This is a genomic window from Streptomyces sp. NPDC060002 (assembly GCF_042737245.1).
In the GTDB taxonomy this organism is placed as follows: Bacteria; Actinomycetota; Actinomycetes; order Streptomycetales; family Streptomycetaceae; genus Streptomyces.
In genome coordinates this window covers 1-1,346 of record NZ_JBHWUW010000131.1, presented here as the reverse complement: position 1 = coordinate 1,346, position 1,346 = coordinate 1, and the positions used below count along the sequence as shown (strand labels likewise).

The window sequence follows — 1,346 nt, the reverse complement described above, 5'->3', positions numbered from 1 at the left end:
GGCGAATTCAAGGGGTCGTGGCAACACCGCTGATCATGCGGCTGTCGTGAGGAGCTTAGCGAGGCGCTCGGCTGGGGTTTCCCAGTCGAGCGTTTTGCGTGGACGGCCGTTGAGTTCGGCGGCGACGGCTTCCAGGTCCTCGCGGTCATGCCGTGACAGGTCGGTGCCCTTCGGGAAGTACTGCCGCAGCAGCCCGTTCGTGTTCTCGTTCGAGCCGCGCTGCCAGGGGCTGGAGGGGTCGCAGAAGTAGACGGGCATGCCGGTGGCCATGGAGAACTGGTGGTGCAGGCCCATCTCTGAGCCCTGGTCCCAGGTCAGCGAGCGCCGCAGGTGAGCCGGGAGGGCGCCGACGGTGTCGATCAGCGCGTCACGGACGGTGATGGTGTCGCGGTTGCCGGGCAGGTGGACCAGCATCACGTAGCGGGTGGTCCGCTCGACCAGGGTGCCGATCGCGGAGCCGTTGTTCCTGCCGATGATCAGGTCTCCCTCCCAGTGGCCGGGAACGGCCCGGTCCTCGGCCTCGGCCGGCCGGTCACTGATCATCACCATCGGTGCCGGATAGCGCGGGATCCGCTGGTCGGGACGGCGTTGAGGCTTGCGGAGGGTTCGGCCGGTGCGCAGGGCCTTGGTGAGTTCGCGGCGCAGCTCGCCCCGGCCCTGGACGTAGAGGGCCTGGTAGATCGTCTCGTGCGACACGTGCATCTCCGGCTGGTCGGGGAAGTGCAGGCGCAGGCTCCGGCTGATCTGCTCAGGACTCCACTTCAGCCCCAGCCATGACTGGATGGTGTCACGCAGCAGCACAGACGCCGCGATCTTCCCGCCCTTGGGGCGCGGACGGCGAGCCCTGGCCCGGGCGTGTGCCGCGTGCGGCCGGTACTGGCCGTTCACGGGGTGGCGGTTGCGGCGGATCTCCCGGCTGATGGTCGACGGACTGCGGCCCAGCTCGGCCGCGATCGCGCGGACCGTCGCCTTCTCCCGCAAACGGTCGGCGATGTGTATCCGCTCATCCTCACCGAGGTAACGCGAGTCACCACGGACCTCGATCAGGCGGGTCCTGGGTGCTCTGACACCAAGGACCGCGACCGCCGGCGCATCCTTCGCCCGCGGTCGCGGCCTCTTTACACGGCCCTCCGGCCGTCCATAACGCCAATCCCTGCCGGTCCGCTCGTGCACTCCCACGATCCGGCACGCCTGCGCGTTCCCCATCCCTTGATCCACAAGGGAAAGGTAGAGCTCACGCTCCTTCAGCAGCTTCCGGGGGCCCTGCGGCCTCCGGTCCTCCCGGATCTCGAAGTCCACTGCAACTCCCTACGAACGGGGTGTTGCAACGACCTCTTGAACTGAAG

1 protein-coding gene is annotated in these 1,346 nt (G+C 68.2%); it reads right to left on the bottom strand.

Annotation, left to right across the window (positions count from 1 at the left end; all coding sequences use genetic code 11):
* Positions 1 to 33: 33 nt before the first annotated feature.
* Positions 34 to 1,206 carry an IS30 family transposase gene (locus ACFWBD_RS41485; RefSeq protein ID WP_385679422.1) on the bottom strand — a complete coding sequence of 391 codons (1,173 nt, stop codon included), beginning with the start codon at positions 1,204 to 1,206 and terminating at the stop codon, positions 34 to 36.
* Positions 1,207 to 1,346 lie beyond the last annotated feature (140 nt).

Bases quoted from the DNA above. Each gene is read 5' to 3' on its own strand.
- ACFWBD_RS41485 (WP_385679422.1), bottom strand. From the start codon at position 1,206: ATGGGGAACGCGCAGGCGTGCCGGATCGTGGGAGTGCACGAGCGGACC.